The sequence below is a fragment of the Geothrix sp. 21YS21S-4 genome (genome assembly GCF_030845995.1).
GTDB lineage: Bacteria > Acidobacteriota > Holophagae > Holophagales > Holophagaceae > Geothrix.
In genome coordinates this window covers 926,094-951,107 of record NZ_CP132719.1, presented here as the reverse complement: position 1 = coordinate 951,107, position 25,014 = coordinate 926,094, and the positions used below count along the sequence as shown (strand labels likewise).

The window sequence follows — 25,014 nt, the reverse complement described above, 5'->3', positions numbered from 1 at the left end:
AGGCCCGGCGGGGATCCCCCGTGGATGACCCCGCACAGATCCGCAAGGCTCTGCTCGATCTTCTGCAGGCCGAGGCGGAGTTCCCCATCAAGGTGGAGGGCACCCATACCCTCCCCTACACCGCGTCCGTCAAGCACCTGGATCAGGAAAATGGGCTGCTCCACCTTCGGCTCATCCGGCCCCTGCCCCATGAAATGGCGGCCGGGGCGCCCTTCGAGATGCTGTTCGCCCTGGGGGACCAGCGGTTCGAGGCCCCCATCACGTTCATGGGCCGGGAATCCTACCTGCTGTACCGCTTCACGCTGCCCACCCAGATGGTCCAGTCGGACCGGCGCGCCCACAAGCGCTACCCCTTCCGCCCCCGGGAGAAGGCCTACGTCACGGCCCAGGACGCGGGCTGGCCGGGCTACGGGCTGGCGGGGCCCCTCGTGAATCTCTCCCTGGGCGGCCTGGCCTTCCGCGTGGACCGGATCCTGCGGCTGGACGACCACCTGCGGGTGACGCCGGGCACGGGCTTCTTCGAGCGCGGGAAGGAACTGCCCCAGTTGAAGATCCGGGACCTTCCCAAGCACCCCCTGTTCGAGGGGCGAGGCCGAGTGGCCAACGCCTGGGAACGGGACGGAGAGATCACGGTGGGCGTCCAGTTCATGGACCTGAAGGATTCGGAACTGCGGCTGCTCCAGGACGTGATCACCATCCGCGAGCAGATGCAGAAGGCCTCCAGCGTCTCCGGGCCCTCCGCGCCGGCGCCGCGCCCGGGAGCGAAGGCGGAGGTGGCCCAGGGGCCCGCCACCCGCATGGATCCCGCGGGCGCCCTCACGCCCGACGCGCTCCTCCGCCTGCGACGGCGGAGCGCGCCCGTCATCCTCGCCCTGCGGCCGGGCACAGACCGAGAAGGCCTCCTGGCAGTCCTGGCCGGGGCCGGCTACCTCCGGCTGGAGGTCGCGGCCTCCCTCGATGCGGCCCGGGACCTGCTCCGGGCCAACCAGGGTGCTCCGGGCCGGCTTTTGCTCGTGGAAGCGGCGGAAGGCGCACCGCCCCTCGAGGAGCTGCGTGCGCTGCTGGGGGACCGCGGGGATCTGGGCATCGCGCTCCTTCATCGCGAGGCTCCCCTGCCGGAAACGGCGGAGCCCTTCCTTCGCCCCGTGGAGTGGCCCGCCGCCGCCGAAACCGCCTGGCTGCTCGTGCTGGATGAGCTCGCGGGGTTCTGAACGGACCGCTTTTTCAGGCATGAAGGATGTCAAAAGCGATTTGGGGGGTTGGCAAACCCGGCTATTACCGATAAGCAGGGATATGACCATCCGGAAAAGGCGATTCCTGATCGTGGATGACGAGCCCCTGACCCTCCAGGGACTCCAGCGGGCACTCCGCGGCCTGCGCCACCAGTGGGAGATGGAGTTCGTCTCCACCCCCCGCGAGGCCATGGCGCGGATGGAGCGCGAGCCCTTCGACGTGGTGATGACGGATATCCGGATGGAGGAGATGGAGGGACCCGAATTCCTGAAGTGGGTCATGGAGCACCATCCCGGGACGGTGCGGCTGGTCCTCTCCGGCAACCTGGACCACAGCTCGGCCCTCCGATGCGTCGGGGTGAGCCATCAGTTCATCGCCAAGCCCTGCAACCCCGACTTCCTGAAGCACGTCCTGATCCAAACCAGCACCCTGGGGGACGCCCTTGCCAATCAGGCCGTCGCCGAGTTCGCCGCGGGCATCGACCACCTGCCCGCCCTCCCGCCGCTGTACCGGGACGTGTGCGCCCGCCTGGAGGATGGGGACGCGGGTCCCGAGGAACTGGGGCGGCTGGTGGAGAAGGACCCGGGAATGGCCTCGGCCATCCTCAAGGTCGTCAATTCCTCCTATTTCGGCCTGCGGAAGAAGGTGGTGGGAATCCCGGACGCCGTCATGCACCTGGGGACCGAGGCCCTCAAGGGGCTGCTCCTCCAGACCGGCCTCTTCCAGGGGCTGGGCCGCTTCGAATCCACTCCTTTCAACGTGAACCACATGTGGGCCCACACGATCCACGTGGCCCAGACCGCCCGCCAGCTGTCCGTCCTCGCGGGCGCCCCGCGGGAAGTGCAGGAGGCCGCCTTCACGGGAGGGCTGCTGCACGACGCGGGAATCCTGGTGATGGGCTCTCGCTTCCCCGAGGAATACCAGCGGGTGAGCGCGCTGATCCAGGATGAAGGGCTGCTGCTCTCCAGCGCCGAGTACGAGGTCTTCGGCGTGTCGCACGGGGAAGTGGGGGCCTACCTCCTCAGCATGTGGGGCCTGCCCGACGAGGTCATCCGCCCCGTGGTGTGGCATCACCTCCCCAATTTCGAGAGCTCCCGGATCTTCACCCCCACGGTGGCCGTCCACCTGGCGGACAGCTTTTCCGGGGGCCACGCGTACCACGCCCTGTTCGGCACCGCCAAGATGGACGAGCTCTACCTGGATTCCATCGGCCTGGGAGAAATGGCGCGGCGCTGGAGCGACACCTTCGGGCGGTGAGGTCGGTGTGCTCCGAGGGGTCTGCCCTCAAAAGGCAAAGATCACCACCCAGGCCCCAAGAGCAGCGTCGGGTCCCGACAGCTTTTCTTGGAGCCCTTGGTGTCTTGGTGGTGAGCAGGTGCTTTAGCTCTTGAGAGCCGCGGGGTAATCAGAGGGGCGCGACTTTCACGACCTGCCCCTGGGCGTCCACCCGCTGGAAGCCGTCCTCGATCCGGTTGGCGCCCCGCATCACGGGATCCGCCGCGTCCTTGGCCAGCAGGACGCCGCCCCGGGCGTTGCGATGGACCACGCACTCCTCCAGGGTGACCTGGGAATCCTCCAGGAGGAGGAGGCCCGTGTCCCGCCCGTCCTTCAGCGTGCAGCGGGCCAGGAGCAGGCTGCCGCCGGATTCCACCTGGACGCCCGCGCCGGCGTTCCCCAGGATCTCGCACCCGTCCAACACACCCTGGCCGCCTTCCGCGCAGTCCACCCCCAGGGACTGGCCCTCCGAGAACGAACATCCGCGCGCCTGGACCGTGGCCCCGTGGTGGATGAGCAGGCCCGCGCCCCCATTGGCGCGGACGGCGCAGCCCTCCAGCGTGGCCAGGCCCCGATCCATCACCGACAGCCCGAAGCCGGCGTTCTCCGCCAACCGGCACCCGCGAAAGACCACGTTGGCCCCCGCCAGGACGTGGCCCCCGGCGCAGGCGTGGTTCCCCAAATCGCAATCCTCCAGAACCGCATGGCTCCGCTCCAGGGCCAGCAGGCCCGCGAACCGGCTGCCCATCAGCCGGCAACGGGTCAACTGGACGTCGCCTTCCGGCTCCACCTCCACGGAGCCCGCGGGCGCGGACAACCCGCACGCCTCCAGCGCGGCGCGGCCCCGGGCCTGGACCCGGACGGCCACGCCATCGTCGGAGCCCACGTCCACCCCCGCCGCGGCAAGCTGGGCGCCGGAACCCACCAGGAGCCCGACTTCCCGGAATCCCGAGAAGCTCCCCCCTTCGACGCGGGCTTGGGCGCCCTCGCCGATCGCCAGTCCCCGCGCGCCCGACGTGAAGGCGCATTCCCGGAAGACGGCTGACGTCCCCGGCCCCTCCATCTCCACACCCGCCCCTCCTCCTTCGAGGACGCAGTGCTCCAGGGCTGAGGTTCCTCCTGTGAGCCGCACCGCCGCCTCGCCCTCCGGGGCCCGGAGCGTCAGGCCCTTCAGGACCACGTCCGGCGCCTGGATCCGGACCGCCGGGCCGCCATGGCCCTCCAGCACCACTTCCCCGGGACCGCCCAGGGAGGCGAGGGTCACGGCCTTGTCCACCACCACGGATTCGCGATAGACCCCCGGGAGGATCTGGATCTCGCCGCCGGGCGGGACCTGGCGAAGCGCCACCTTCAAGCTGAGGCACTGCCCCTGCCCCGCCTTGCCCACCCGAAGCCCCGGGCCGCTGCTCTCCGGCCGGGGAACCGGAGCGGGGGTCTCGGATCCAGTGCTGGGCGGAGCGGGTGAATGGGTGGCGAGGGCGCGGCGGATGGCCGCCCCCAGCGCTTCGGCCCCCTCGTAGCGGGCCGCCGGACTCTTGGCCAGGGCCCGCTCCGCCACCTCGGCGAGGGTTTCGGGAAGGCCCAGCAGGTCCGACGGCTGGAGGGGATCGGGGGGATGGAGCAGGATCCGGTTCAGGACCGCCGTGGGCGTCTCGCCCTCGAAGGGCTTCCGTCCGCCCGCGAGGATCTCGTAGAGGACCACGCCCAGGGCGAATAGGTCCGATTCCGCGGAGGCGGCTCCCGAATCCAGGTACTCCGGCGCCATGTAGCTGGCGGTTCCCATCCAGGTGCCCGCCTGGGTCAGGCCCGACGGCCCCATGCGGGCCACGCCGAAGTCCATCAGCTTGGCCTGCAACCGCTTCCCATGCCGCGCCACCATGATGTTGGCCGGCTTGATGTCCCGGTGGACCACGCCCTGGGCGTGGGCGTAGCCCAGGCCCTCGCAGACCTGGGCCAATGCCTCCAGCAGTTCCGCTTTGGAGACCTGCCCCTGCCGGATGAGGGCGTCGAGGTCCTCCCCCGCGATGTATTCCATGACCAGGTAGTGGAGGCCCTCGTCCTCGCCGAATTCATGGACGGTGACGATGTGCGGATGGTTCAGCATCGCCGCGGCCTGGGCCTCGCGCTCGAACCGAGCCTGGGCTTCTTCCCCGAAAGCGGTTCCGCTCGAGATGATCTTCAGGGCCACTTCCCGCCCCAGCTTGGGATCCCGGCCCAGGTACACCTCGCCCATGGTCCCCTTCCCCAGAAGGCGCACCACGTGGAATTTCCCCAGTCGTTCCCGCATGGATCCCTATCGGCCGAAAAGCGGCGTCAGTCCAGTTCGGAAGGCGGCTTCCGGGACCGGTCGGCTCCTAGCTGTCCACCTTGAGGATCGCCAGGAAGGCCTCCTGGGGGATCTCCACGCTGCCGATGGACTTCATGCGCTTCTTGCCCTCTTTCTGCTTGTTGAGGAGCTTCTTCTTACGGCTGATGTCGCCGCCGTAGCACTTGGCAAGCACGTCCTTGCGGCGGGCCTTCACGTTGGTGCGGGCGATGATCTTGCTGCCGATGGCCGCCTGGATGGCGACGTCGAACATCTGCTGGTGGATCACTTCCTTCATCTTCTGGCAGAGGGCGAGGCCCAGGGACTGGCTCTTGGTGCGGTGGACGAGGATGGACAGCGCGTCCACGGCCTCGCCGTTCACCAGGACGTCCATCTTCACCAGGTCGGACTCCGTGTAGTGCTTCATGTGGTAGTCGAAGCTGGCGTAGCCCTTGGAGATGGACTTGAGCTTGTCGTAGAAGTCCAGCACCACCTCGTTGAGGGGCAGCTCGTAGACCAGCATCACGCGATCCTGGCTCACGTATTCCAGCTTCTGCTGGATGCCGCGCCGCTCCTCGCACAGCTTGATCAGGCCGCCCACGAAATCCGTGCGGGTGAGGATCGTGGCCTCGATGATGGGCTCGTCGATCTTCGCGATCTTCTGGAGCGGGGGCAGCTTGGAGGGATTGTCCACGGAAGTCTCGGTGCCGTCGGTCAAGTGGACGTGGTACCGCACGCTGGGGGCCGTGGTGATGAGATCCAGGTCGAATTCCCGCTCCAGCCGCTCCTGCACGATCTCCATGTGGAGCAGGCCCAGGAAGCCGCACCGGAAGCCGAAGCCGAGCGCCGTGGAGGTCTCGGGCTCGTAGGTGAAGCTGCTGTCGTTCAGCCGCAACTTGTCCATGGCGTTGCGCAGGTTCTCGAAGTCGTCGCTGGAGGTGGGGAAGATCCCCGCGAACACCACGGGCTGGATCTCCTTGAACCCCTTCAGCATCTCGGTGGCCGGCTTGGTCGTGAGGGTCACAGCGTGGGTCACGGTGTCGCCGACCTTCACGTCGGCGAGCTGCCGGATGTTGGCCACCAGGTAGCCGACCTCGCCCACGGACAGGGAATCCTGCTTGTCCATCTTCGGATCGAAGATCCCGATCTCGTCCACCCGGTGCTCGCTGCCCGTGGACATGAAGCGGATCTGGTCCCCGGCCTTCAGGGTGCCGTTGACCACCCGGATGAGGTTCACCACCCCGCGGTAGGAATCGTAGTAGCAGTCGAAGACCAGGGCCTGGAGCGGCGCGGCCGGATCACCCTGGGGCGGCGGAACGCACTTCACGATCTGCTCGAGCACCTGCTCGCAGTTCGCGCCGGTCTTGGCGCTGACGTTGACGGCGTGGGCCGTGTCCACCAGCCCGATCACGGTGTCGATCTGCTCCAGGACGCGCTCGGGGTCGGCGCTGGGCAGGTCGGTCTTGTTCAGCACCGGGAAGACCTCCAGCCCGTTCTCCAGGGCCAGGTAGGTGTTCGCCAGGGTCTGGGCCTCCACGCCCTGGGTGGCGTCCACCACCAGGATCGCTCCCTCGCAGGCGGCGAGGCTGCGGCTCACCTCGTAGGTGAAATCCACGTGGCCCGGCGTGTCGATCAGGTTCAGGGTGTAGGTCTTTCCATCCTGGGCCAGGTACTTCAAGGTCACCGCGTGGGCCTTGATGGTGATCCCGCGCTCCCGCTCCAGATCCATGTCGTCCAGGATCTGGGCCTGCATGTCGCGGTGGGCCACGGTCTTGGTCAACTCCAGCAGGCGATCCGCCAGCGTGGACTTGCCGTGATCGATGTGGGCGACGATGGAAAAATTGCGGATGAGCGCTGGATCGGACACTAGGGCAACCTCGAACCCTCCATCCTACCGTTGAGAAGTCCCGCTGTCTTCGGGGTTTTCCCGGCATCTCGGCCCAGGCGGCGGTTGCTCCCAACCCCGGCGTCCTTTACCCTCGAAGGTCACGAGAACAAGGAGCCAGCTTGTCCCAGTTCGCGTCCCCCATGACCATCCTGATGGTGGAGGACAACGCCCTTCAGCGCCGCCAGATCGAGGCCCAGCTGCAGCCCCTCGGGCACCGGCTGGAGGCCGCGGCCAACGGCCAGGAGGCGTTGGACCGCCTGCGCGAAGGCGACTACGACCTGGTGATCATGGACGCGGTGATGCCTTCCATGGATGGGTTCAAGGCCTGCGAGCTGATCAAGGCCGACCCGGCGACCGCCGACATTCCCGTCATCGTGCTCACGGCCCTCAGCCGCGACGCCAAGGACCGCAGCTACGCGGCGGGCGCCGACGATTTCCTCCGCAAGCCCGCCAACACGCTCCTGCTCCAGGTGCGGGTCCAGACCCACCTCCGGATCCGCGGCCTGTCGCGGAGCTTCGCCGCGCCGCTTCCTCCGGCCAAGGCCAAGGTCCTGGTGGTCTCCACCAGCGCCCTCGTCCGCTCCCAGGTCCAGAACCACTTCGGGAAGGATCTGGCCGCGTTCCTGGAGGCCCAGGGCGAAAGCCAGGCCCGCGCCCAGATCCTGGCCCACCGGCCGGACGTCCTCGTCCTGGACACGGACCTGCTTGAGGGCAGCGCCGAGGCCCTGGCGGTCGCCATGCACGAAGCCGAGGACCTGCGCGACATTCCCATCCTGCTCCTCCACAGCCCCGGCGAACTGGAGACCTGGGCCCGCGCCGAGGCACCCCTGGCCGATGCCCTGGAGAAGCCCCTGGCCGCGCCGGAGACCCGCCGCCGCGTCGGCCTCCTGGCGAAGCTCGCCCACCTCCAGCAGCTCGCCGGCGGAGCATGAACCGCGCCCTGCGGGCGGCCGCCTTCGGGCTCCTCGCCGCGGGTTGGGGAACGGTCGCGCAGGCCGCCGTCCGCGAGGGCCGCATCACCGACGGGCATCGGGGTCTGGCGGACGTCCGCATCTACCCGGATCGCCAGCCCCGGATCTCGCCCGCGGGGGATCTCCCCGTGGCCCTCAGTGGCCCGGACGGGCGCTTCCGCCTCGATCTGGATCCCGGGGACGGCGTGCTGGTGGTGGAGAAGGACGGCTGGACGCGCGACCTCGTTCCCGCGGCGGAGTGGGGCGAAGACATCGTTCTGCAGCCGCGGCCCGACCACCGGGAGGAGGCCGTCCTCCTAGTGCGCCTCGATTTCCCCGACGAGCCCTCGAAGCTGCCGGACGGCGCCCTCCGGGAACTGCTCTTCTCCCGCCGGCCAGGCGTCGCCAGCGCCGCGAACTACCTCTACGAAGTGAGCAAGGGCGCCCTTTCGCTGGTGGAGGGCCGCTTGCTCAAGCTGCGCAGCGCGGACTTCCCGGGCCCCCGGACGAACGCTCGGAAAGCGGCCATGGCCGAGTGGGTCCTGGAGCGGCTGCGGGGCGAGGCCCTGGGCGCCTGCGACCGCCTCGACAACCGCACGGGGGCGGAGAAACCCGACGGCAAGCCCGACCACCTGTGGATCATCACGCCCGGTGCGCCCCAGTCGATCACCGCGGAGGACGCCCACCTCAAGGCCGGCAGCCTCCTCCTTCCCCTGCCCTGGGCGCGCATGCGGCGCTGGCCGCTGCTGTTCATGACCGAGGAAGTGCCCCTGGGCAATATCGTCCACGAGGCCTTCCACGCCATGGGCGAGCATCGCGTGGACGACCTCTACCTGGAGGACGGCGGCCCCCTCACCGCCGGGATCTGGGACCTGATGGACGCGGGGCAGTACCGCGGCTGGGACCGCTCCCATCCCGCCGAAGGGCCCTGGGTGGAGGACACGGGCTACAGCCCTTCGCATCCCACGGCCTGGGTGCGGTCGGACCTGTGGTACCGCGGCCGCTTCCGCGGCACCGTTCCCCACGTCACGCTGAAGGGACGCGTCTGGGAGGGCTGGATCGCTCCCGCTTCCCGCGCGCCGGGCGCGGATCCGCAGTGGGTGACGGTGCCCGACCCTCGGAAGAAGGGCCGCTTCTTCAGCCTGGAGGTCCGCCGGCCCTGGGGCTTCGAGCGGGGTCGCGTGGGCGGGCGCTTCGGTCCCGGCTACGAAGGGCTATTGGTGGCGCTGGTCGACCCCGCTCTTCTCAGCCCCGACGTGCCGCGAGGCCCCATGCGGGTGGTGGATGCCCACCCTGGAACCCCGGAACCGCCCAAGCCGCGCTTTCCGCTGGGCCTGTGGCAGCTCGACGACGCGGCCTTCAACCTCGGCCCCGGCGAGAATCCCAAAGGGCGCAGCGGACCCCTGGCGTGGGAAGTCCTGGAGACCGACGCCCGCGGCCGCATGCGGGTGAAGCTACAGTTGGTGGGAAAGGAACGAACTACCAAGTAAGATGAGGCATGAACTTTTCCCACCGCCTCTTCTTTTGTCTCGCCGCGGTCACCCTCGGCGCCCAGCCCGCACCGGACGCGGGTCGAGCCACCGCAGAGCGGCTGCGGACGGAGGCGTTCCGCACCCATGGCGCCCACGAGGACCTGACGTGGCTGTGCGATCACATTGGACATCGCCTGTCTGGTTCATCCCAGCTGGACAAAGCCATCGCCTGGGCCCAGGACCGGATGAAAGCCGCCGGCCTGTCGAACGTCCATGCCGAGCCGGCGATGGTGCCCCACTGGGTGCGGGGGGAGGAATCCGCCCGGATGCTTTCCCCCCTGCCCCAGCCGCTCAACATCCTGGGCCTGGGGGGCAGCGTGGGAACGCCGGAGGGCGGGCTCACGGCGGACGTGGTGGTGGTGGATTCCTTCGACGACCTGGACCGCCTGGGGGCCGCAGTGAAGGGGAAGATCGTCCTCTTCGACGTGCCCTACCAGGGCTACGGCCGCACGGTGGTCTACCGGCACGACGGCGCGGCCCGGGCGGCCAAGCACGGGGCCGTCGCGGCCCTGGTGCGATCCGTGGGGCCCGTCAGCCTGGACACGCCCCACACCGGCGCCATGGACTACGATCCGGCCTTCCCCAAGATCCCCACCGCGTCCGTCACCCTGGAAGCCGCGACCCAGATGCGGCGGATGCAGGCCCGCGGGGAGCGGATCTCCCTCCACTTGGAGATGGGCGCGAAGACCCTTCCCGACGCGCCCTCCGCCAACGTGGTCGGCGAGATCCGGGGAACGGAGAAGCCCGAGGAAGTGGTGATCCTCAGCGGCCACCTGGACAGCTGGGACGTGGGCCAGGGCGCCCAGGACGACGGCGCCGGAACGGTGATGGTGATGGAAGCCGCCCGGCTCCTCCGAACCCTCGGCCTCCAGCCCCGCCGCACCCTCCGCGTGGTGCTGTGGACCAACGAAGAGAACGGCCTCCGCGGCGGCAAGGCCTATCGCGACGCCCACCGGGCGGAGCTGGGAAACATCGTCGCCGCCTTCGAAACCGATTCCGGCAGCGAGCGGATCAAATCCTTCAGCCTGGAACTGCGGAAAGCCACGCCCGAAGCCAAGCAGGCCGCGCTGGAGTCCCTCAAAGGCGTCGGAGCGGCTCTCGAATCCTTCGGCCCCATCGAGTTCCGCCTGGGCGGATCCGGCGCCGACATCAGCCCCATGGTGGCCGAAGGCGTCCCCGGGATCGGCGTGGGCCACGCCGCCGCCCACTACTTCGACATCCACCACAGCCGCGCCGACACGCTGGACAAAGTGGACAAGGACGACCTGGCGCACAACGCCGCCGCCCTGGCGGCCTTCGCCTACGCCCTGGCCCAATCGAACGTCAGGTTCCAATAGAAACGAAGGCCTCCGAACGGAGGCCTTCGTTTCCACAAAAAGAGCTTTGCTTCTAGAACCGCAGGCCGGCGTAGACGGAGGCGTTCCAGCGCGGCGCCATGGACTTGAGGGTCGTGTCGTCGTGGATGCTGTCGGTGAGGAGCTGGATGCCCTTCTGGTCGGTCTTCTTGAGGGCGCCCGAGACATCGGCTCCGAAGTAGGGCGTCCAGGTCTTCTGCGTAGGTATTGCGAATTCCGCGCTGATCCGGGCCCAGGGCCGCCAGAAGGTCACGCTCTGCGCAGCGGGGTAGGTCGATGGGATTCCCGCGTTGGTGGCGTAGGTCGTGCCGGCCACCTTCAGATTCTCGCCCCGACCTTCCAGATGGAAGCCCACCTCAAAGGCCGCCGAGGGACGAAGGGAATAGCCCACGCCCACGCCCCACCAGGAATAGTGCAGATCCGTGCTGGTGTTATTCACGGAGGCCCCGCCGCCGGTGGCGTTGAGCTGGAACTTGGACTTCTCCGGAAAGCGCCCGCCCAGTTCGAGATCCCAGTTGGGAGCCTCCGGGAAGGGCATGATCAGGCGCAGCCCCACGCCGACCTGCTCCTTCGCCTTGTCGGAGAAGGTGTAGCCGCCCACGCTGGCGAGGTCATAGGCCTGGAACGACGTCGAATCGACGAACACCTGGATCTTCCCCATCTCCTCCCCCGGCGTCTGGGCGGACAGGACCCCGGCAGCAAACAGGCAGGCGAGCAACTTCGAATGATTCACGGATCCTCCGTTGGACGGTGGAAGAAAAATGGGATGGAATCAGGGCGCGACGAAGGTCTGGGCGCTGTTCGCGACCACGATGTCCCAGGGATAGTTGAAGACGATCTTGTGGCCGAAGGACACGTCGCCGGAGAGCGTCAGGACCTTCACGTTGGGCGTGGCAGTCTTCACCGCCTCGATCCAGTCGGTCCGGTTGAGCGCGCGCTGGGCGGAGTTGACGCTGGCATTGGTGTGGAGGGATTTCACCGCGAAGACCGTGATAACGGCGGTTCCGCTGGTCGGCCGGAGCTCAACAGGCAGGTCGAACCAGCAGTAGCCGGGGCCCGCCGTATCGCCGCTCTGATAGGTGGCGGCGCCGGACGGCAGGAAGGTCCGGGCGTCCGTCAGCACCGAGTTGCTCACGAGCTGGGTGGTGGGGTAGTTGGCGGGCAGCATGAAGTCCTGGGTGGCGCCGTTGGCCTGGATGTCCACCACCCAGAAGTCGGGCGGCACCACGTTCCCGCCCGCGTCCTTGGTGGGGTTGAACCAGGTGATGCGGTAGCCGCCGGAGGACTGGCCGCTCAGGGCGCCCGTGGCATCGCGGCCCCGCTTGTCCACCACCAGGTTGATGGGCGGTGTGAAGCCCCAGGCGCTCAGCGCATCCCCGTTGGTGGAAGCGCCCGCGAAGGCGGTAGGGAACAAGCCATTTCCGTCCGCCAGCCATGTGCGGCTGATGACGGAGCCAGCGGCTGCGGAGTAGAAGGGCGTGTACGCCGTCCAGTAGAAATGGCCCACACCCGCGGAAGAAGGTGTCGTGCCCCCGATCCCCACCGGCGCCTGAGAGGCGTCGAAGGTCGTGTAGCCGTTCGCGGTGAGGTCGATCCTGCTGTTGTCGGGACTGATAGCCGTAAGGCTCTTCGGCCATATCGGATCGCCATTCGGATCCCGCGGATTGGCGTAGAGGAAGCCACTGAATCCGGCCATCCCGGAATAGGTGGCCGAAGCGTTGAGAGAAGCGCGGTTCAAGGGGAAAGGCCGCGCCCACACCCGGGACCAGAGGTAGTCCGCGTAGGAGAAAACACTGATGATGTTATTGAAGCTCCCCACCAAGCTCTTGTCCGGTAATCGGTTCGGATCATTGGCATCGAAGGGAACCACAAATCCTTGAATGCCGCCCCCGAGGGGCACGGTGCCCTGAAAGCCATGGACGATGGCATTCAGGAAGGAGGGAACCGCCCCTGCACCCACCGTGGTGTAGTCGGTCGCATTCAAGCCCACGGTCAGGCCCCCCGTCGGAGGCCCGTCCGGATCTCCCACTTCATGGCTCCGATCGCTGAATGGATTGGCACCGGCATTGAAGTCATAGGGGTCGGAGGTACTTGCAGGGACGCGGAAGGCCTGCAATGCCGTGACCGAATAGGCATCGGACGTCTTCGTGGTGGCGGAATAGGTGGGGTAGTCGACGATGAAGCCCATGTCCGTCGGCGTGCCGGGGGTGGTGTCGAAATTCTGGAGCTTGGGCGCCACCGACGCGTCCGTCCACGTCTTGGGGAAGAGGGTCCACTCGCTAAATTCCTGGTAGGCCGGGATTCCGCTGAAGGCGCCAGCGTTGTTGGAGTTTTGGACCCACTGGGTGGCCCCGGTGGCGTCACTGCCGGAAATGGAGAGGCGGTCCATCCAGCGGACATTGGGTGCCACCGGGCCCGGGGCCCCGAGCAGATTAAAGGCGAATGGCCCTCCTCCTTGGACACTGCCCTGCATCCGCCGCTGCCCCACGGCCGAGACTTCCGTCCCAAATCCCTGCGCCGTCACCACCCGCAGCGTGGGATTCCACGGTCCGCTGGTGGATCCGGCGTCGCCGAAGCCAAAGGTCGAGCCCGAACCCAGGGTGGTGCCGAGGGAGGCATCGGCGTAGGGGCCGGTGGGGGCGTTGGGGATCCGCACGAGGTAGCCGTGGGTGTCGGAACCGAAGGCGGGCACCTTGACGTAGAAGGGCAGGTTCGAGCGGACGGGGATCTGGACCACGGCGTGGCTGGTCTGGTCCTTGACGGCGACGGAGGTGAACTGGCCGTCCTGGAAGATCTGCACGGTGGCGCCGTAGCCGTTGGCGGCGAGGGTGGCCGGCGCGAAGACGTCCGATCCCGTCTCCACCCGCTGGCGATAAAGGAAGCTCAGGTTGAAGTTCTGGGTATGCGACCCGTCCACGATCACCCACTTCTGATAGCTCTTGGGGGTCGGGGGAGCCAGGTTGGCGGGGGATCCCGCGGAGGACGCGCGGCTGAGGTCGTCGGTGACGGTCAGGGTCGCGAGGTAGGGCGTGATCTGGCCGGCGACGCCGGGATACACCACCTCGGTCGGGGTCGCCAGCGTGGAGCTGGAGGGCACGCCGCCGGGGAAGCTCCACTGGTAGCTGATCGTTCCGCCGCTGGCCGGAGTCGTCGCGGAGCCGCTGAAGGCCAGGCTGCCGCCGGCGGGGATCACCACCAAGTCAGGGCTGGTGCTGGTGGCGGGGTTATAAAGACCCGTGGAGGCGTTGCTGGGCAACTCCGTCTGGCTCGGCAAGGTGCCGCTGGCCTGGGGCGACGACACGATGGCGACAGGATAGGTGTTGTAGGTCACCGCGAAGGTGCGGGTCTGGGAGGTCGCGGCGCCGCCCCGGTTGTCCTGGGCGGCGATGGTGACCACCGCGTTCCGGGTGGTGGCCGTGAAAGTGTCGGGATAGGCGTGGGTCAAATTGATGGGGGCGCCGGCGGCGGTTCCCGTGGTGGCGGTGCCCGCGTCCGCCGTGGTCCCATCTCCCCAGTTCACGGAATAGGAAACGGGATCGCCGTCCAGGTCCGTGAGGGTGAAGCTCAGGGCCGCCTTGACGCTGGAATAGACGGCCGTGGTGGGCGAAACGGGGGCGGTCACGGCCACCGTGGGCACGGTGTTGGGGCCGGTGGTCGCCAGGGTGACGACCGGGCCGGTCACGGAGGGGCTCGACAGTCCGTTGGAGTCCGTCACCACCACGCTGGGCGTGGCGGTCCGGCTCGTTCCCACGACGCCGGGCTGATACTGGGCGGTGATGGTGAACTTCCCGCCGCCGTCGTCGGTGGTGCTGACGATCGAGGCCCCGGCCACGGGATCACCCACCTGGAAGGCGATGCCGGACGCGCTGACGGTGCCGCCGGCGGTGTCGGTCACCTGGATCTGGAAGGCCTGGGAGACCGTTCCCGTGTTCGCCACCTGGAGCGACACGGCGGAAGCGGGCGACAGGAACGTGACGGTCACCGGAGACGTCTGGCCCGTCACGATGAAAGGCCTCGTGACCCAGTCGCCGCTCAATCCCCGCGTGTCCGTGGCCCGGACCTTCACGGCCACGGAGCCGCCGACGGCGGGATCCAGGGTGCCCTTGTTGAAGGCGTGAGCCACCGTGGCGGAAGCGCTGGTGACCTGGGCGGAGCCGTCGCCGAAATCCCAGGTGTAGACGGCCACGCTGTCGCCGATGTCCGGATCCGAGGCGCTGGCCGTGAACGAATAATTGATGTAGGGGTTCAGGGTCGCGTCGGCGGGAGCGCAGGTGAACCCGCTGACCGTCGGGGCGTTGTTCTGCACTTGGCCGGAGCCAGGCGTGGCGCCGCCCTTGCCGCCTCCGCCGCAACCCATTCCGACGATGCCCACTGCCGTCACGGCGAGAGAATAGAAAAACCTGCGATTGAGCATCGGGGGCCTCCACACAGCAGGGGATTTCGGATGGGCTCCGGAAAACATGCGACGAACGGTTTAAGCCACTTTAGGCCGAGAACCTAGCTGGGTCCATAAGAACGCGGCGCCTCGGGAGAGGCCTACCGCTCGGCCACGCGCTGGAACCGGAACATGACGCGCCGCTGGAGGGCGCGGCCCTCCGGCGTGCTGCCGTCCCCCTCGGGCTGGCTGTCGCCCCGGGCTTCGGACGTCACCCGGGCCGCCGGAACCCCCAGATCCACCAGGTAGCGCTGGGCCGCCAGGGCCCGCTGGACGCTGAGGTCGAGGGCATCCCCGCCCCCGTGCCTCCGCTCTCCCGGAGCGGCGTGGCCTTCGCACACGAGGGTGAAGCCCTGGTAGCGGTTCGCCAGTTCCGACAGGCGGACCAGGAGCACGTCGCTGCCCGGCGCCAGGACGCCGCTGCCCTCTCCGAAGATCAGCGCGCCGCGGAAGCTGACGAAGCGGAGGCGCGTGCCCACCTCGGGACCGTCCACGGCCTGGGCGTCGTTGAGGAGTTTCTCCAGGTCGGCGGCCCGGGCCGGATCGAGTCCCGTGGAGCCGGGGAGGATTCCGTCCCCCGCCACGGGCTTCACCCCCAGGGCCTTCTGCACGGACTGGAGAGCCTGCTGGAGCTTGGCCTGATCGGATACGGAGAAGGAGTACAGCAGCGCGAAGAAGGCCATCAGCTGGACCATCAGATCCGCGAAGGTCACCAGCCAGAGGGATTCGAGATCCGCTTTCCGGCGGGCGAACCGGACGGGGGCCTGGTTACCCACGCATCCGCCGATCCGCGCCCCGCTCCTTGGGGGCCAGGAAGGCCGACAGCTGCGCCTCCAGGGCGGAGGGATGGATCTCGGCCTCGATGCCCATCACGCCTTCCAGCATGATCTGCTTGAGCTGGAGTTCCTCCTTGCTGCGCAGTTCCAGCTTTCCCGCGATGGGGATGGCCAGAAGGTAGGCGATCACCGCCCCGTAGAGGGTGGACAGGAGGGACAGGGCCATGGCCCCGCCGATGCTGGAGGGGTCCTTGATGCTGGCGAACAGCTGCACCATCCCGATGAGGGTGCCCACCATCCCGAAGGAGGGCGCGCTGAGGGCGATGAACCGGAAGATCTCCTGCCCCTGGTGGTGGCGGTCCTGCGTGGCGCGCAGCTCCTGCGCCAGGACGGCGTGGATGTGCGTCCGCTCGGCGCGGTCCACCACCATCCGCAGGCCCTTCGCCAGGAAGCCCTCCACGTCCATGGCCTTTTCCATGTTCAGCAGCCCTTCCCGGCGCGCCCGCTGCGAAAGGCCCACGATCTGGTTCACCAGGGCCTGGGTCTCCGGCGCCCGGGTGAAGAAGGCGCGGCTGGCGATGGAGAACGCGTAGCTCACGTGCTCCAGCGGGAAGCGGATCAGGGTGGCGGCGATCACGCCCCCCACCACCACGATGGTGCTGGCGGGATGAAAGAAGATGCGGGGATTCGGGCCGATGCCGATGGCCACCGCCAGCAGCGTCACCCCCAGCAACACTCCCAGGAAACTCCCTCGATCCATGGATCAGCCTCTGGCTGAGCTTATCGGACGGGGCCCCGACCCGGCCCAACTTTGCTCCCCGACCGCGCCCCTTGAATGTGATAGCATCTTTTTTATACAATTTGCGCGTCGTGCGGCCCTGCATCGAACGAGAGGAACGGCTTGATGAATTCCACTCCGCCCGAACGAATCGCCTTTCTCGGAGGCTATCTCCCCCGGCTGTGCGGCATCGCCACCTTCACCCACGACCTGTGCGAAGCGGTGGCCGCGGCGGCGCCGTCGTCCCTGTGCTTCGCCGGGGCGATGAACGACCAGCCCGATCCCTACCGCTATCCGCCGCGGGTCCGCTTCGAGGTGGAGGAGAAGGACCTGGATTCCTATCGCCGGGCCGCCGACTTCCTGAACTTCAACAACGCGGACGTGCTGTGCATCCAGCACGAGTTCGGAATCTACGGTGGACCGGCCGGGAGCCACCTCCTCACCCTCCTGCGGGAGATCCGGATGCCGGTGGTGACGACGCTGCACACCATCCTGCGGGATCCCAATCCCGCGCAGCGCCGGGTGATGGACGAGCTGATCCAGCGCAGCGACCGGCTGATCGTCATGGCCCAGAAGGGCGCGGAGATCCTGCGGGAGGTCTACGACGTGCCCGAGGGCAAGCTGGACATCATCCCCCACGGCATCCCCGACATGCCCTTCACGGACTCCAGCTTCTACAAGTCGCAGTTCGGGGTGGAGGGCCGCACGGTCCTGCTCACCTTCGGGCTGCTGGGGCCCGGAAAGGGCATCGAATACGCCATCGAGGCGCTGCCCACCATCGTCAAGCGCCACCCCAACGTGGTCTACCTCATCCTGGGCGCGACCCACCCCCACCTGGTGGCCCGCGACGGCGAGAGCTACCGCCTCCGCCTGGAGCGGCTCGCGGAGGACTGCGGGGTGAAGGAACACGTCATCTTCTACGACCGGTTCGTATCGCTGGACGACCTCAAGGAATTCATCGGGGCAACGGACATCTACCTGACGCCCTACCTCAACGAGGCCCAGATCACCTCCGGCACCCTGTCCTACGTGTTCGGCGCGGGCAAGGCCGTCGTGTCCACGCCCTACTGGCACGCCCAGGAACTGCTGGCCGACGGGCGGGGGATCTTGGTCCCCTTCCGCGATTCCACCGCCATCGCGGAGGGCGTGTGCGCCTACCTCGACGATCCCGTCCGGCTGCAGAAGACCGGCGAGGCGGCCCACCGGCGGGGGCGCGAGATGATCTGGTCCGCGGTGGCCGAGCGCTACCTGGAGTCGTTCCGGCGGGCGCGGATCGACCGGAAGGCCAAGTCCCGCTCCGCGTTCGCGGCGTGGACGCTCGCCAGCCGGCCCTACGACCTGCCGCCGCTCCGGTTCGACCACATCGTGGACATGACGGATTCCACCGGCATCCTGCAGCACGCCACCTTCAACGTGCCGAACTTCCACGAGGGCTACTGCACCGACGACAACGCCCGCGCGTTCCTCCTGTGTATCCTGCTGGACGAACTGGGCGGACGGTCCTCGCTGGAGAACCTGCCCCGCCTCGCCACCACTTACCTCGCCTTCCTGTCGGCCGCCCTGGACCGCAAGACCGGGCGCTTCCGCAATTTCATGAGCCACGGCCGGCAGTGGATGGAGGAGGTGGGAAGCGAGGACTGCCACGGACGCGCGCTGTGGGCCACCGCCACCGGGGCCTGCCGCTCCCGCAGCGAGGGGCACCGGAAACTGTCCGCGCAGCTCTTCGAGGCGGGGCTGGGCGCGGTGGAAGGGTTCACCTCCCCACGGGCCTGGGCCTTCACCCTCCTGGGAATCCACGAACTTCTCCGCCTCCACCCCGAGCGCACGGACCTGGAAGGCCCCCGCGACCTCCTGACGCGCCGCCTCATCGCCCTGTGGAAGGGCTGCGCCTCCGAGGACTGGCCCTGGTTCGAGCCCGCCGCCACCTACGAGAACGCGCGGCTGTGCCAGGCCCTGTTCCTGGGCGGGCAGGGCCCCCTGCACACCGAGGCCATGGAGATCGGGCTCCAGTCCCTCCGTTGGCTGGCCTCGATCCAGAAGACCCAGGCGGGCCACTTCCGCCCCATCGGCAACCGCGGCTTCTACGAAAGGGGAGGCGCCCACGCCTACTTCGACCAGCAGCCCGTGGAGGCCCAGGCCATGATCTCCGCGTGCCTGGAAGCCTACCGGGCCACCCACGACACCCTGTGGCTGCGCGAGGCGAAGCGGGCGTTCGAGTGGTTCCTGGGCCGCAATGACCTCGGCATCACTGTCTACGACTCGGGCAGCGGCGGATGCAGCGACGGCCTGCACCCGGACCGGGCCAACGAGAACCAGGGCGCGGAATCCACCCTCGCCTTCCACCTCTCCCGCGCGGAGATGACCTTCGCCGGCCACCTGACCGGCGTCCTTCCCGACAGGGCCCCATGAGCGCCATCCGCATCCGTCGCCACGACATCCTGCTCGTCCCCCAGAGCGGACGGGTCATCGTCCGCCCCTTCATCCCCTCCAGCACCCACCGCCTCATCGCCATCATCGGGCGGGCCCTGGCGCTGAGCGAGGAGGAGACCGCGCGCACCCTCAAGGCCATGCTCGCGGAGTTCTCCCCCGGCCACCTGGGCCTCGAAGCCGCGCTGATGGGGAACTACGAGCGCGTGCTGCCCCACGTGTTCACCCAGCGTCCCCTCTCCCGGGAACGGAAGCTGCTGATCGGCGCGCTCTTTTCCGGGGAGTACTCCCTGGAATCGGCCGCCCTGTTCAACCCCTCGCTGGTGCCCCACCCGGACCAGGAGGGCGTCCCCGAAGGCGGCCTGCGGTTCATCATGAGCCTCCGCGCCACGGGGGAAGGCCACATCTCCTCCATCGAGTTCCGGACGGGCCTCATCGATCCCCAGGGGGAGGTGCGCCTGGATCCCGTCTCCCCCTTCGTGACCCTTCCCGAACTGAACGCCGACCCCACGTACCGGAAGACTGGATTCCTGGTCAAGCTGCACGAGATGGGCTTCGACAACGGCCACACGACCTCCGTGATGGCGCCCCTGGGCGAGAGCTTCAGCCGCAGCGCCCTCAGCCGGAGCATGCTGCGCGTCCGCCGGGAGGTCCGGCCCGTCACGGCGGACCTCAACAACGCGCTGCGCGGCATCCAGTGGCTGGCGGACTCGAACTACGAGATGACCTTCCCGGCCAGCCTGGCCATGAGCGAGCGGATCATCTTCCCGGTCTCCACCAACGAGAGCAACGGCATCGAGGACGCCCGCTTCGTCCGGGTGGTGGAGGACGACGGGTCGTCGATGTACTACGCCACCTACACCGCCTACAACGGCCAGGCGATCCTCCCGCAGATGATCGAGACCCAGGACTTCCTCCACTTCCGGGTGCTGACCCTGAGCGGCGCGGGCATCCAGAACAAGGGCATGGCCCTCTTCCCCCGCCGCATCGACGGCACCTACGCGATGCTGTCCCGCCAGGACGACGAGAACCTCTTCCTCATGTTCTCGGACAATCCGCATTACTGGTCCGACTCCCAGGTCATCCTGCGCCCGGCCGAAATGTGGGAGTCCGTGAAGATCGGGAACTGCGGGTCGCCCATCGAGACCGAAGCCGGCTGGCTGGTGCTCACCCACGGCGTGGGCCCCCTGCGGAAGTACTGCATCGGAGCCGCCCTCCTGGATCTGCACGATCCCACCAAGGTCATCGGGCGCCTCCGCGAGCCCCTCATCGAGCCCGAGGGGACCACGCGGGAAGGCTACGTGCCCAACGTCGTCTACAGCTGCGGCGGACTGGTCCACGGCCGGGAGTTGATCCTCCCTTTCGCCATGAGCGACCGCGTCACCACCATCGCCAGCGTCTCCCTGGACGACCTCCTGGCGGCGCTGAAAGGCTGAGGGGCAAAGCCCCGTCTCACCCCCAAGAACGGCCTGGAAATCGATCCCGGCTTTTCTTGGTGCCTTGGTGGTGATCTTTTATTTTTCGGATCCGACTCCGCCTCACAGCCCCGGCGGGAATCCCACCGCGAGCCTCACCCTCGCGATCCCGGGATCCACGCTGCCGTCCGCGCGGCGGATGAGGATGGGGGCCTCGACCTCGGGGCACGCGGCCCGGATCTCGAAGTCCGCCGGATAGTCGCCCCGGCGGCCGGCGGCGAAGACGTCCAGGCCGTAGGGCTCGCCCTCCTTGAACACGATCTCCCGGCGATGGAGGCAGAGCAGGCCGGCGTCGCCCAGCGCCGCCAGGGCGCGCTCCCGCTGGTCGTTGGGGAAGACGCAGGCGAAGATTCCCCCGGGCGCCAGGATCCGCGCGGCCGCGGCCGCGTAGTCGGCGATGCTCCCGCGCACCTCCAACCGGGCGGGAACGGACTGGGGATGGGCGGCGGGCAGCCGCTGGCCCTCCGGCCAGTAGGGCGGCGTTCCCGTCACCAGGTCGAAGGGCGCTTGATCCTCGAACAGGGCTGGATCCCGCAGGTCGCCCAGCCGGGGGAAGATCCGGTGCGCCTGGCCGTTGTAGCGGATGCTTTTGCCCGCCAGCCGGAAGCTCGCCTCCTGGGCCTCGACGGTGTGCACCTCCGCGCCGGGACAACGCCAGGCGGACAGCAGCGCCACGCTCCCGATTCCCGAGCCCAGGTCGGCGATGCGGTCCGCCCGGGGACACCACGTGGTGGCGTACCAGGCCGTCACCAGGTCGTCGACGCTGAAGCGGTTCCCCTTGGCCAGCTGGAAGATCCGCCAATGCCCGCAGAGGCCGTCCAGAGTCTCGCCGGCTTCCGGTTCCATCCCTCCGGGCGGGACAGGCCCCGGCCGGGCCCAGCCTTTGTAGCTGGGGGCGTGGTCGGGGGTCCCGCGGCGCGTCATGTCCAAGAGTCTTTCACGCATCTGCGCCATCTGCGGCATCTGCGGTTCCAACTCGAAATCCTTCCCTCCTGTTTCCCGCACTTCCGCCTGGCATCGACCCGGCCTCTGCGCGACACTCGGACATGGCCGTGTCTGGGAAAGCCCCGGAACCCATCTTCCGCGAGGGGGAGGGTTTGGCCTGCGAAGGCGACGCCTGCCTGACCCTGGATGGGGCGTTCGACCGCGTGAAGGCGGCCTTCCTCCGGCACCACCCCAACGGCGACGTGGCCCTGCTCCGCCGGGCCTACACCATCGGCCGGGACATGCACGCCACCCAGCTCCGGCGGAGCGGCGAGCCCTATTTCTTCCATCCCCTCGCCGTGGCCCAGAGCCTGGCGGACTGGCGGCTGGACGCCGTGAGTGTGGCCAGCAGCCTGCTCCACGACGTGGTCGAAGACACCCTGATGACCCTTCCCCAGCTGAAGGCCCAGTTCGGGGAGGAGATCGGCGAGATCGTCGACGGCCTCACCAAGATGAGCAAGCTGGCCTTCACGGACAAGCACCTGCTCAACGCGGAGAACGTCCGCAAGCTGCTGGTGGCCATGGGCAAGGACGTGCGCGTCCTGCTGGTGAAGCTGGCGGACCGGCTGCACAACATGAAGACCCTCGGCGTCATGGAGGAGGAGAAGCGCCGGCGGATCTCCCGCGAGACCCTGGAGCTGTACGCCCCGCTGGCCAACCGCCTGGGCATGGGCGCGGTCCGCCTCGAACTGGAGGATCTGGCCTTCCGCCAGCTGGAGCCCGTCGCCCACGAGGAGCTGCGCGCGGCTGTCGAGGCCAAGCGGATCAAGCTCCACGCCACCATCCAGGAGATCCACGGCTCGCTCCAGGCCATCCTCCGCCAGCAGGGGATCTCGGCCCAGGTCTACGGCCGGATCAAGCACCTGTACGGCATCTGGAAGAAGATGGGCGCCCAGGCCAAGGGCTTCGAGGACATCCACGACTGGCTGGCCTACCGGATCATCTGTCCCGACCGGGCCAGCTGCTACACGGCGCTGGGCCTGGTCCACGGGCTGTACCGGCCGGTGCCCGGCAAGTTCAAGGACTACATCAGCCTGCCCAAGGAGAACGGCTACCAGAGCATCCACACCACGGTGCTGATGAGCTCGGGCGACATCTTCGAGGTCCAGATCCGCACGGAGGAGATGCACCTCCACGCCGAGGCCGGCATCGCCAGCCACTGGACCTACAAGGACGGCCGGATCGCCAACCGCTCCGAGATCAACCAGGTGGCCTTCCTCCGCCGGATGGTGGAACTGCATCAGGACGCCCAGGACAGCCGCGACCTGGTGGCCAACCTCAAGGGGGAGCTCACCTTCGGCCGCATCCAGGTGTTCACGCCCAAGGGCGACCTCCGCAGCCTGGTGGAGGGCAGCACCCCCGTCGATTTCGCCTACGCCATCCACACCCAGGTGGGCCACCGGTGCGTGGGCGCCAAGGTCAACGGCCGGATGGTGCCCCTCAAGCACACCCTCCAGAACGGCGATCGGGTGGAGATCCTCACCCGCCCCGACCACCGCCCCAGCCGCGACTGGCTGGGCTTCGTCAAGTCCGCGGGCGCCAAGAGCCGCATCCAGGCGTTCATCCGCGAGGAGGAGCGCGCCCACGCCGTCACCCTGGGCCGCGAGCGGCTGGAGCGGGACGCCCGCAACCGGGGCATCCGGCTGGACGATCCCGAATCCCAGGCCAAGCTGGACGTCCGGCTGGCCGAACTGAAGCTGGCCAACTGGGACGCGGCCTACGCCGCCCTGGGCTTCGGCCGGGTGACCGTCCACAAGCTGCTGGATCCCCTGGTGCCCGAGCCCCAGCGGGCCAAGCCCAAGGAGAACACCTCCAACCTGATGGATTCCGTGGTGGTCGGCGACACCGCCGGGATCCTCTACGCCCTGGCCGCCTGCTGCAAGCCCATCTGGGGGGACGAGGTGGTGGGCTACATCACCCGCGCCCGCGGCACGGCCATCCACCGGGCGGACTGTCCCCAGCTGAACACCGCCACCCTCCATCCCGAGCGCCGGGTGAACGTGGCCTGGGGCAAGCACGGCACCGAGCTCTACGACACGGAGATCGCCCTCACCACCGAGGACCGCCCCGGGATGGTGGCCGCGATCTCGGAAGGCATCCAGCGGGTGGGCATCAACGTCCAGCGCTTCCACGGATCGGCCACGGAAGAGGGCGCGGGCCTGTTCCACATCGCCCTCCGGGTCCGGGACCGGGCGCACCTCGTGGAGCTGATGGCCGGCCTCCGCCGGATCCGCGGCGTCTACACCGTGGAGCGGGTGAGGGGCTCGGTCTTCGGGAAGATCAAGTGAGCGCCTGGCGCCCCCCGGACGACGCGCCGCCGGTTCCGTGGCCTGCCATTTCCGAAAGCCTCCGCCGCCCCCACCTGGGCCCGAATCCCCATCGGCTGAGCCTCCGCATTCCGGAGGATCCCCGCCGGGCCGCCGTGGGGGTGATCCTCTGGGGCGACGCGGCCGGCGCCCGCAAGCTGGTGCTCGTTCAGCGGGGATTCGGCGCGCCCCACCATCCGGGGGAACTCGCCTTTCCGGGCGGAATGGCGGAGCTGCGGGACCGGGACTTGCCGGCCACCGCGCGGCGCGAGGTCGCCGAGGAGATCGGCGTCACCGAGGGCTTGTGGGAGCTGGGCTGCTTCCCGGACGGCGTGGCCAAGGCCCGGGTGCGCTTCACGCCCGTGTTCTTCCGCTGGGAGGACCCGCACCCGAAGTTCTGCCTCGACCACGAGCTCGAACAGGCCCTCCTCCTGCCGTTGGCGCCCCTGATGGACGCCCCTTGGACGGTGGAGCGGCTGACGCGCCACGGGGTCACCCTCGACGTGCCCCGGCTGGAACTGCCCCAGGCGCCGCTGTGGGGCGCCACGGCCTTTGTCCTGAAGGGGTGGCTGGACGTTCTGAAGGCCTGCATGGAAGGGGCGGTCCCGCGCTAACGGGACCGCCCCTTTCGACCCGGGCCGCTGGTTACTCGTGCTGGTGGGGCTTGGTTTCGTCGTGCGATGCGCGGGGGTTGCCGTCGCGGTCGAGGTACTTGTCCGGATCCTTCTGAAGCGCGTCCGCGCAGGCCTTGCTGCACACGCGGTACTCCCGGCCGCGGACGGTGACGGTCTGGCCGGTCTGCGCATCCACGGTCATCTTGCACACGGGATCCGTGGTGTTGGTCGCGGGCTGGGTCTGGGGATGGGCCGTGAGGACAGCGACGGCGAGGAGGGCGCTATGGAACATGGGTGACTCCTTTGGAAAAGACCGCGGAGGCTGGATCACCTGCGGGCCCGCCCAGCATACCCCTCGCCCTCCCGCCGCGCTTAGGCAGAAAGATCTATAGACGCCATATTTTGCTCATTTCTTTTTGGTATTTTTCGGCATTCCATTCTTATCCAGATACTTATCGGGATCCTTCAGCAGCTGGGTGTCGCACCCGGCGCAGCACAAGCGGTACTCGCGGCCGCGGACGACCACGGTCTTGGACGTCTCCGTCACCTTCCCGCCCAGGACGGGACAGGTGGCGTTGGTGGCGGGCGCCGGCTTGGCGCCGGGAGCGGCCACGAGGGCCAGGGTCAGCAGGGCAGAGAACATGGAAACTCCTTGGGGAAAAAGTCCCGGGGCCGCTGCCC

Annotated in this window: 18 protein-coding genes; 9 read left to right on the top strand and 9 right to left on the bottom strand. The window is 68.4% G+C overall.

The genetic code is table 11. The annotated features are described in order from the left end of the window. The first annotated feature begins 20 nt into the window (after nucleotides 1–20). Nucleotides 21–1,211 carry a PilZ domain-containing protein gene (locus tag RAH39_RS04280; protein WP_306591568.1) on the top strand — a complete coding sequence of 397 codons (1,191 nt, stop codon included), beginning with the start codon at nucleotides 21–23 and terminating at the stop codon, nucleotides 1,209–1,211. A gap of 112 nt (nucleotides 1,212–1,323) precedes the next feature. After that, nucleotides 1,324–2,490, top strand: coding sequence for a response regulator (locus RAH39_RS04275; protein ID WP_306591567.1), 1,167 nt, complete (start codon nucleotides 1,324–1,326; stop codon nucleotides 2,488–2,490). Nucleotides 2,491–2,638: 148 nt separating this feature from the next. On the opposite strand, the gene RAH39_RS04270 is transcribed toward RAH39_RS04275, so the two are convergent. Together RAH39_RS04270 and lepA are read right to left on the bottom strand one after the other, a co-directional pair. Then, nucleotides 2,639–4,795: a protein kinase domain-containing protein gene (locus RAH39_RS04270; protein ID WP_306591566.1), complete on the bottom strand. Its 2,157-nt coding sequence runs from the start codon at nucleotides 4,793–4,795 to the stop codon at nucleotides 2,639–2,641. A 67-nt stretch (nucleotides 4,796–4,862) separates the two neighbouring features. Further along, the gene (lepA, locus tag RAH39_RS04265; RefSeq protein ID WP_306591565.1) at nucleotides 4,863–6,680 is read right to left on the bottom strand and encodes a translation elongation factor 4; all 1,818 of its coding nucleotides are present in this window, start codon (nucleotides 6,678–6,680) and stop codon (nucleotides 4,863–4,865) included. Nucleotides 6,681–6,820: 140 nt separating this feature from the next. Here lepA and RAH39_RS04260 point away from each other — a divergent pair, with 140 nt between their 5' ends. Genes RAH39_RS04260 through RAH39_RS04250 form a run of 3 tightly spaced genes read left to right on the top strand, consistent with a single transcriptional unit; the run spans nucleotide 6,821 to nucleotide 10,520 of the window. Continuing rightward, nucleotides 6,821–7,633, top strand: coding sequence for a response regulator (locus RAH39_RS04260; RefSeq protein ID WP_306591564.1), 813 nt, complete (start codon nucleotides 6,821–6,823; stop codon nucleotides 7,631–7,633). Next, on the top strand, nucleotides 7,630–9,141 hold the full coding sequence (locus RAH39_RS04255; protein ID WP_306591563.1) for a metallopeptidase domain-containing protein: 1,512 nt from the start codon (nucleotides 7,630–7,632) through the stop codon (nucleotides 9,139–9,141). The genes RAH39_RS04260 and RAH39_RS04255 overlap by 4 nt, the downstream gene beginning before the upstream one ends. An 8-nt stretch (nucleotides 9,142–9,149) precedes the next feature. Then, complete coding sequence (locus tag RAH39_RS04250) at nucleotides 9,150–10,520, top strand: M20/M25/M40 family metallo-hydrolase (RefSeq protein ID WP_306591562.1); 1,371 nt, start codon at nucleotides 9,150–9,152, stop codon at nucleotides 10,518–10,520. Between the two features lie 52 nt (nucleotides 10,521–10,572). Here the strand turns inward: RAH39_RS04250 and RAH39_RS04245 are convergent, their stop codons facing one another. The 4 genes from RAH39_RS04245 to RAH39_RS04230 all read right to left on the bottom strand — a co-directional run bounded on the left by RAH39_RS04245 (nucleotide 10,573) and on the right by RAH39_RS04230 (nucleotide 16,485). Next, complete coding sequence (locus RAH39_RS04245) at nucleotides 10,573–11,271, bottom strand: hypothetical protein (RefSeq protein ID WP_306591561.1); 699 nt, start codon at nucleotides 11,269–11,271, stop codon at nucleotides 10,573–10,575. Nucleotides 11,272–11,310: 39 nt separating this feature from the next. Further along, on the bottom strand, nucleotides 11,311–14,952 hold the full coding sequence (locus tag RAH39_RS04240) for a PKD domain-containing protein (protein WP_306591560.1): 3,642 nt from the start codon (nucleotides 14,950–14,952) through the stop codon (nucleotides 11,311–11,313). A gap of 122 nt (nucleotides 14,953–15,074) precedes the next feature. Beyond that, the gene (locus tag RAH39_RS04235) at nucleotides 15,075–15,749 is read right to left on the bottom strand and encodes an OmpA/MotB family protein (protein ID WP_306591559.1); all 675 of its coding nucleotides are present in this window, start codon (nucleotides 15,747–15,749) and stop codon (nucleotides 15,075–15,077) included. Next, nucleotides 15,742–16,485 (bottom strand): motility protein A, encoded by a 744-nt coding sequence (locus tag RAH39_RS04230; protein WP_306591558.1) that lies wholly within the window; start codon nucleotides 16,483–16,485, stop codon nucleotides 15,742–15,744. The genes RAH39_RS04235 and RAH39_RS04230 overlap by 8 nt, the downstream gene beginning before the upstream one ends. 168 nt (nucleotides 16,486–16,653) lie before the next feature. Between RAH39_RS04230 and RAH39_RS04225 the strand changes: the two genes are divergently transcribed. Continuing rightward, nucleotides 16,654–18,936 (top strand): glycosyltransferase family 4 protein, encoded by a 2,283-nt coding sequence (locus RAH39_RS04225; protein ID WP_306591557.1) that lies wholly within the window; start codon nucleotides 16,654–16,656, stop codon nucleotides 18,934–18,936. After that, on the top strand, nucleotides 18,933–20,390 hold the full coding sequence (locus tag RAH39_RS04220) for a glycoside hydrolase family 130 protein (RefSeq protein ID WP_306591556.1): 1,458 nt from the start codon (nucleotides 18,933–18,935) through the stop codon (nucleotides 20,388–20,390). Before RAH39_RS04225 ends, RAH39_RS04220 begins: the two co-directional genes overlap by 4 nt. Nucleotides 20,391–20,492: 102 nt before the next feature. Here RAH39_RS04220 and RAH39_RS04215 read toward each other — a convergent pair whose 3' ends face one another. After that, nucleotides 20,493–21,275, bottom strand: coding sequence for a tRNA1(Val) (adenine(37)-N6)-methyltransferase (locus RAH39_RS04215; protein WP_306591555.1), 783 nt, complete (start codon nucleotides 21,273–21,275; stop codon nucleotides 20,493–20,495). A 206-nt stretch (nucleotides 21,276–21,481) separates the two neighbouring features. Between RAH39_RS04215 and RAH39_RS04210 the strand changes: the two genes are divergently transcribed. Continuing rightward, nucleotides 21,482–23,701 (top strand): RelA/SpoT family protein, encoded by a 2,220-nt coding sequence (locus RAH39_RS04210; RefSeq protein WP_306591554.1) that lies wholly within the window; start codon nucleotides 21,482–21,484, stop codon nucleotides 23,699–23,701. Then, nucleotides 23,698–24,333 carry an NUDIX domain-containing protein gene (locus tag RAH39_RS04205; protein ID WP_306591553.1) on the top strand — a complete coding sequence of 212 codons (636 nt, stop codon included), beginning with the start codon at nucleotides 23,698–23,700 and terminating at the stop codon, nucleotides 24,331–24,333. Before RAH39_RS04210 ends, RAH39_RS04205 begins: the two co-directional genes overlap by 4 nt. Before the next feature lie 31 nt (nucleotides 24,334–24,364). On the opposite strand, the gene RAH39_RS04200 is transcribed toward RAH39_RS04205, so the two are convergent. Continuing rightward, nucleotides 24,365–24,625, bottom strand: coding sequence for a YHS domain-containing protein (locus RAH39_RS04200; protein ID WP_306591552.1), 261 nt, complete (start codon nucleotides 24,623–24,625; stop codon nucleotides 24,365–24,367). A 114-nt stretch (nucleotides 24,626–24,739) separates the two neighbouring features. Continuing rightward, the gene (locus RAH39_RS04195) at nucleotides 24,740–24,976 is read right to left on the bottom strand and encodes a TRASH domain-containing protein (RefSeq protein WP_306591551.1); all 237 of its coding nucleotides are present in this window, start codon (nucleotides 24,974–24,976) and stop codon (nucleotides 24,740–24,742) included. Nucleotides 24,977–25,014: the final 38 nt, after the last annotated feature.

Coding starts and splice junctions, on each gene's coding strand:
- RAH39_RS04270 (WP_306591566.1), bottom strand. CDS start 4,795: ATGCGGGAACGACTGGGGAAATTCCACGTGGTGCGCCTTCTGGGGAAG.
- RAH39_RS04255 (WP_306591563.1), top strand. CDS start 7,630: ATGAACCGCGCCCTGCGGGCGGCCGCCTTCGGGCTCCTCGCCGCGGGT.
- RAH39_RS04250 (WP_306591562.1), top strand. CDS start 9,150: ATGAACTTTTCCCACCGCCTCTTCTTTTGTCTCGCCGCGGTCACCCTC.
- RAH39_RS04240 (WP_306591560.1), bottom strand. CDS start 14,952: ATGCTCAATCGCAGGTTTTTCTATTCTCTCGCCGTGACGGCAGTGGGC.
- RAH39_RS04225 (WP_306591557.1), top strand. CDS start 16,654: ATGAATTCCACTCCGCCCGAACGAATCGCCTTTCTCGGAGGCTATCTC.
- RAH39_RS04220 (WP_306591556.1), top strand. CDS start 18,933: ATGAGCGCCATCCGCATCCGTCGCCACGACATCCTGCTCGTCCCCCAG.
- RAH39_RS04215 (WP_306591555.1), bottom strand. CDS start 21,275: ATGGAACCGGAAGCCGGCGAGACTCTGGACGGCCTCTGCGGGCATTGG.
- RAH39_RS04200 (WP_306591552.1), bottom strand. CDS start 24,625: ATGTTCCATAGCGCCCTCCTCGCCGTCGCTGTCCTCACGGCCCATCCC.
- RAH39_RS04195 (WP_306591551.1), bottom strand. CDS start 24,976: ATGTTCTCTGCCCTGCTGACCCTGGCCCTCGTGGCCGCTCCCGGCGCC.